Genomic DNA, 6694 nt, shown 5'->3' on the forward strand with positions numbered 1-6694 from the left:
TACGTCTACCCGCACCCAGGGTCCCGCCGTCCGATCCGGCCACTCACGAGCACTTCACAGCACCTCGCGAAGATCATTTCGCTGAGAAAACCTCAGTGGACTGTTACCTCCTACTCCGATAGCTCTGGATCCCCACAGGAACCCCCACCGTCGTCAGTAGTAGGACCAGCGGTGGGGCCACTAGCGACACTATCCAGATGGTGCTGCAAGCGAGAGATGTATCGAGCACCCACGGATAGTTCTGCGTGAGGTGGGTTAGTGCGAGCGACGACCAGAAGCATGCGACGAAGCCCAGGTACTTCGTCTCAGTGATGGCCTTAAGCAGCAACGATGCGCTGGATCGGTTAGGTATCTTCATAGTAAGGCTCGTTCCTTATAGTTAGCCGTTTGTTTATCACCACCCCTCGTGTTACGTTCTACGTGTGTAGGACAACGTTTACACGGCGCAGCGATGCTAGGCCGCAGAAAAGTCACGGATAGCAATTCGGAGCGTATCACGAATTTCTGAATCCGAAGGCCGTATCTCGCTGTAACCGATCACTACTCTCTGTTTAGTGACGAATTGCGCAGAAAGCACCCGGGCCGGTGAGTCGGGCGTTCCTGCTATTCAGGTGAACAAAGGCGAGTAGTGCGGGACCGGGGCGCCTCGTGATGGCGAGGCCGAGCCGCTTCGCGGTCGCTCGAAAGCTCGCGAGCCCCACCACCTCGAGGAGCCCCGCTTTCCACCGAGCCCGTGTGCCGCACCTTCCCCGTAGCATCGCGCCATGGCCGACATCGACTTCCCCTACTCCCTCGTTGAGCTGCAGAAACGATCCCATCAGGCATGGGCTGACGTGGAGCGGCATCGGAAGGAAGTCGACGCGCGGCGGGTGGCGGACGCTGACGAGCGGGACGCGCAGGCGCGGGCGGTCGGCGAGCGAGTCGAAGCTCTGGCCACCTGGCAGCGCCGGCAGCTGCCGCCGGGGACGCCTGCGGAAGATGAACGGCACGGGGAGTTGATGGCTGCCGTGACCGCGGCGGCCGAAGCGCTGCGGGCCGCCCTGGTTGAGGCTGGACTGGGCAACGGATACGACGTCGTGCAGGAGCTGCACAGGCGGCACGCGCGCAATAACCCACCGCTCCCGGGCTGGGATGCCTCGGGCGTCCCAGGGCCGCGGGTGCTCGCCCTGGTGGAGTAGGCACCCGCGCGGCCATGCCGCCCCGGGCGCAGGGTGGGATCATGCGCGCCCTGTGGTCAGGTCACGTCACCTGCGGTCTCGTCAGTGTTCCGGTGCGCCTGCACGCGGCGACGGAGGACCTGCGGCCGCAGCTGCACCAGGTACACGCCGTCGACGGGGCCCGGATCCGGCACCGGCGCGTGTGCGAGGCCGAGGAGCGCGAAGTCACCGAAGGCGAGATCGCACGGGGTTGGGAGGCCCCTGACGGGCGGGTGGTCGTGCTGGCGGACGAGGATCTGGACCACCTGCCGCTGGCCACCCGCAAGACGATCGAGATCGTGGGCTTCGTCGAGCCGGGCGACGTGGACCCCCTGATGTACGACCGCGGCTACTACGCCGCCCCCGACGGCCCGGCCGCTGGGCGGCCGTACGCCCTGCTGGTGGAAGCCCTCGCCCGCACCGGCCGCCTGGGGATCGCCAAATTCGCCGTACGCACCCGCGAGCGCCTGGCCGTGCTCCGCCCCCGCCGGGGTGTCCTGGTCGTGCACGGCCTTCGCTGGCCGCAGGAACTCCGCGACCCCGGCGACATCGCCTCCCTGGCACCGGTCACCGAGCAGGAGCTGGGGCTCGCCGAAATGCTGATCGAGCAGCTCGCCGGCGTGGACATCACCGACCTGCACGACCAGTACGGCGAAGCCCTCGACCAGGTCGTCACCGCCAAACTTGAAGGCCAGCACTGGACGGAGCCCCCCGAGCCCCAGCCGGTCGTCGACCTGATGCAGGCCCTGGAGGAAAGCCTCCGCCAAGCCCATCACCACCACGACCAGTAGAGGCGCACGGGCGCACGTGTGGTCCCTTTCCGTGTCGCGCTCTCGCTTCCTGAATTCGAACAGGTGTACCGTCCGTTGCGTGTCCACCTACCTCGACGCGTAGATCCGACGCAGGCGTGGACGGACCGGCGGGGCCGCGAGCACCCGGCGCACGACGGTTGGCCCGCGGGCACGTACGAGCGAGTCGAGGCGTTGCGCGAGCAGATCCGGCAGACCTCGGCAAAGATCGGGTCCCATGGGTCCTGGTCGTCACTGTCGGGCGTGGCCCTGGTCGACGCCCGCGCGGGACTGAAAGCGGTGTGGCCCGGAGGACCGCACTGCTACTGAAGCGTAGGAACGGGCGCCGGACGCTGTCCGGCACCATTAACGAGGGGGCCCCTTTTGACTGCACCGCTGTTCTCCGATCCCGGTGACCGCACCCTTGCACTGCCGACTCCGACCGCCGCGCCGCCCGTGGTGGACCTGTTCCGGGAACCCCCGGCTCACGAGGAGTCCAAGGGCGACGACGAGATCGCCGCCGTCCTCGCCGCCGCGGCGGCAGGCCGCAGGTCCGGACCGCAGCCGCGCGTCCGGAACTAGCCGCGCGGGCGCGGTCCGCCCCACAAGGGCTGGCACCGCGCCCCGCACACAGGCGCAACTTGGCGTGACCGTTGGCGTCCTGACGAGCCGACGGCATCCGCCCGGCGTCCTGCCGCCACTCCCCCTACCTCTCCCCCGCCTTGACCTGCGGTTTCGATTCGCCGACCGGGGTGATCCGCGCTAAGCTAATCGAATACCAGTTCTAGACAATCTTCATGGATCCTTAGATAAGGGGTGGATGATTGTGGTGGAGGTGCGGCATGGCGGAGTTCGCGCATCTGCACGTCGCCTCCGGTTATTCACCCCGCTACGGCGCCTCCCACCCCGAGCAGCTCGCCGCGCGGGCTGCTGAGCGGGGAATGGACGCGCTGGCGCTGACCGACCGGGACACCGTCACCGGCGCGGTCCGCTTCGCCGGCGCCTGCGAGCAGGCCGGTATCCGCCCGCTCTTCGGCATCGACCTCGCAGTAGAGCCGCTCGCGCCTGGCCCTACTGGTCCGCGCCGCCGTACCCCGGTGCGCGGCGGGGCGCACGTCATCGAGCCACCGCTGCGCTTCGTGCTGCTCGCCGCCGACCGGGCGGGCTGGGGCCGGCTGTGCCGGATCACCTCGGCCGCGCACGTCGGTACTGCAGGTGCGGGTGCCGGGCGGCCGGTGGTGTCGTGGCAGGCGCTGCGGGAGTACGGCGGCCCGGGCCTGGTGGCGCTCCTCGGGCCCACCTCGGAGCCGGTGCGGGCCCTGTCTGCCGGGCGTGAGGATGCCGCGGCGGCGTTGTTGGGCCCGTGGCAGGAGGTCTTCGGTGACGGGGTGCGGCTCGAGTCTGTGTGGCACGGCCAGGCCGGGACAGGACCCGGTTCACTGCGGCTGGCCGCCCGCACCGTCGCCCTGGCCGACCGCACCGGCACCACCGCGGTGCTGACCAACGCCGTCCGCTACGCAGACCCCGGCCAGCACCCCCTGGCCGACGTGCTGGACGCTGCCCGGTTGCTGCGGCCGATCGACCACCGACACGTGGATTCCGGGCAGCGGTGGCTCAAAGACCCCGGCGCGATGGCCGCGGTCGCCAGGAAGATCGTGGAGTGCGCCGGGATGAACCCGTCCCGGGCCGGCCGGCTGCTCGCGGAGACCGCCGCCACCGCGGACGGCTGCCGCGTTGACGCTGCCGATGACCTGGGCGTGGGCAGTGCGCACTTCCCCGAACCGCAGGTCGTCGGCGCCGACCCCGATCCCGGTGGTGCAGGCCGGCTGCTGCGGCAGCGCTGCCAGGCCGGGATGGTCGACCGCGGCCTGGACCGCGACCAGGCAGCCCTCGACCGGCTGGAGCAGGAACTTGAGGTGATCAGCCGCCTGGCCTACGACCCCTACTTTCTGGCAGTGGGGCAGGTCGTCGCCGACTTTAGGGAACTGGGCATCCGGGTGGCCGCCCGCGGATCCGGTGCCGGTTCGATGGTGTGCCACGCCCTGCACATCGCCACCGCCAACCCGCTCGACCACAAACTCCTCTTCGAACGCTTCCTGTCCGTGCGGCGGGCGTCGCTTCCCGACATCGACATCGACGTGGAATCCGCCCGCCGCCTGGAATGCTACGACGCGATCTTCGACCGCTTCGGCCATGAGCGGGTCGCGGTCACCGCGATGCCCGAGACCTACCGCGCCCGCCACGCCCTGCGCGACACCGGACTCGCCCTGGGGATCGCCCCGCACGAGGTCGACATGATCGCCAAGTCCTTCCCGCATCTGCGGGCCTGCGACATCACCAGCGCCTTGGCAGAACTGCCAGAACTGCGCCGGCTCGCAGCCGACACCGAGAAGTACGGGCCCCTGTGGGAGCTCGCCGAAGGACTGGACGCCCTGGTCCGCGGCATGGCCATGCACCCCTGCGGCGTCATCATCACCAACGCCACGCTCCTGGACCGCCTACCCGTCCAACCCACCCCCCAGGGCCAGTACCCCATGGTCCAAGCCGCGAAAGAAGAAGTCGAAGCACTGGGGCTGATCAAGCTGGACGTGCTGGGGGTGCGGATGCAGTCCGCGATGGCCCACGCGGTGACGGAGATCGCGCGCACCACGGGTGAGCGCATCGACCTCGACGACGCCCGGCAGGTCCCGCTGGACGACTTCTTCGCCTTCAAAATGATTCAAGGCTCCGACACCATCGGCATGTTCCAACTCGAATCCCCCGGCCAGCAGGACCTGCTGTCCCGCCTGCAACCGCGCGACCCGCAAGACGTCATCGCCGACATCAGCCTCTTCCGCCCAGGGCCAGTCGCAGGCGGCATGCCCGAGCGGTACATCGCCGCCCGCCACGGCACCACCCCCACCTACGCCCACCCCGACCTCGAACCCGTACTCGCCGACACCTACGGCGTCACCATCTGGCACGAACAGATCATCGAAACCCTGTCGGTCCTCACCGGCTGCGACCGCGCCCTGGCCGAGATGGCCCGCCGCGCACTCGCCGACAAAGAACGGCTCCCCAGACTCCGGGACTGGTTCCACCGCGAAGCCCGCGCCCGCGGGTATGACGCGGCGGTGCGGGAGGAGGTGTGGAAGACGGTGGAAGCGTTCGGCGCCTACGGGTTCTGCCGCGCCCACGCCGTCGCCTTCGCCGCGCCCGCCCTGCAGTCCGCCTGGCTCAAGGCGCACCATCCGGCGGCGCTCTATGCGGGGCTGTTGGAACACGACCCGGGGATGTGGCCGAAGCGCGTGATCGTCGCCGACGCCCGCCACCACGACATACCCATCCTCCCCGTCGACATCAACCACTCAAAACCCACCCACACCATCGAACACGTCGACACCGATCGGTGGGGCGTCCGGCTCGCCCTGTCCCAAGTCCGCGGCATCACCGACGACGAATGCACCCGCATCACGGGCGGCCAACCCTACGGATCGCTGGGCGACTTCTGGCAACGCGCCCGCCCCAGCCGGCCCGTCGCCGAACGCCTCGCCGAAATCGGCGCACTCACCTGCCTGCACGACGGGAAGCTCACCCGCCGCGACCTGCTCCTGCACATCAACGAACTCCACCGCCAGACGCGGGGCCGCACCCCCGGCGACGGCCAACTGCCACTGAGCACCGAGGCGATCGGCGCAGCACAGCCGTCAGGGCTGCCGGAAATGACCAGCCGCGAAACCCTCGGGGCAGAACTCCACGTGCTCGGCATCGACGTCACCCAACACCTGATGGAGCACCACCACCGGCTGTTGCGGGAGATCGGCGCGGTCGACGCCAAGCACCTGGCCGACCTGCGCGCCGGACAACACGTCCTCGTCGCAGGGGTACGGGCATCCACACAGACCCCACCCATCGCGTCCGGCAAGCGCGTCATCTTCGTGACGCTCGAAGACGGATACGGCTTGGTCGACCTGGCGTTCTTCGAAGACTCCCACGACGCCTGCGCCCACACCATCTTCCACAGCGCCCTACTCCTCGTCCGCGGCACCGTCCAAGTCCGCGGGCGACGCCGCACCATCGTCGGCTCGATGGTGTGGGACCTCGACGAGATCGCCAACACCCGCCGCGACCACGGACCCGAAGCCGCCCTCACCCTCCTCGACACCGACAAACCGCAACCCACCCCGGCCCAACCTCAGCGCACCCTGACCAACGGCACCGCAGGAGCCCGCCTCCACCCCGGCAGCGACCTCCAACCCGCAGGCACCCGAGCCGCCGATCTGAGCAAACTCGGCCACCGAAGCCCAGGATCAGCCGGATGAACGGCACCCGCCCTGGGCGCAAGCACGCTATCCGCCTGCGTATCGGTACGACCGGCGAGAAGCACAGTGTGGCCAGACGCCACCTTGAGACCTACGCCCCAGCCACACCGGCCAACCCACTCCAGACGGGCCACCACCGCCCGGCCCGCCGGAATGCACCTCGAACTCCGCGGACTGGCCCGCAGCTACGCCGACGGACGCTACCGACACGACCCCACCCGTATCTTGCACCCAAACTCGAGCAACTCCGCCGCGCCGTGCACAACCCCTCCCCACCACCCCCTAAACCCAATGCCGTTGCCTTTGCTGTAGGCGTAGGGAGTGTCTAATAAACGGCGGATCTGTTGATCATGGAGACGCCAAGTGAGTGAGATGACGATCGAGCCCGAGTCCGTGCCTGAACCGGTCG

The 6694-nt window shown here is 68.9% G+C and carries 4 protein-coding genes; all 4 read left to right on the forward strand.

The window, feature by feature from the left end; all coding sequences use genetic code 11:
* Positions 1-764 precede the first annotated feature (764 nt).
* The 4 genes from AB0M29_RS44715 (at position 765) to dnaE (ending at position 6285) form a co-directional block, all read left to right on the forward strand.
* A complete protein-coding gene (locus tag AB0M29_RS44715) occupies positions 765-1178 on the forward strand; it encodes a hypothetical protein (protein WP_365393522.1) in 414 nt (137 codons plus the stop codon).
* Between the two features lie 41 nt (positions 1179-1219).
* Positions 1220-1987: a Ku protein gene (locus tag AB0M29_RS44720; protein WP_365393524.1), complete on the forward strand. Its 768-nt coding sequence runs from the start codon at positions 1220-1222 to the stop codon at positions 1985-1987.
* A gap of 381 nt (positions 1988-2368) precedes the next feature.
* Positions 2369-2566 carry a hypothetical protein gene (locus AB0M29_RS44725; RefSeq protein ID WP_365393526.1) on the forward strand — a complete coding sequence of 66 codons (198 nt, stop codon included), beginning with the start codon at positions 2369-2371 and terminating at the stop codon, positions 2564-2566.
* Positions 2567-2826: 260 nt separating this feature from the next.
* Complete coding sequence (gene dnaE / locus AB0M29_RS44730) at positions 2827-6285, forward strand: DNA polymerase III subunit alpha (RefSeq protein ID WP_365393528.1); 3459 nt, start codon at positions 2827-2829, stop codon at positions 6283-6285.
* Positions 6286-6694: the final 409 nt, after the last annotated feature.

The organism is Streptomyces sp. NPDC051976 (genome assembly GCF_040680795.1).
Taxonomy (GTDB): Bacteria; Actinomycetota; Actinomycetes; order Streptomycetales; family Streptomycetaceae; genus Actinacidiphila.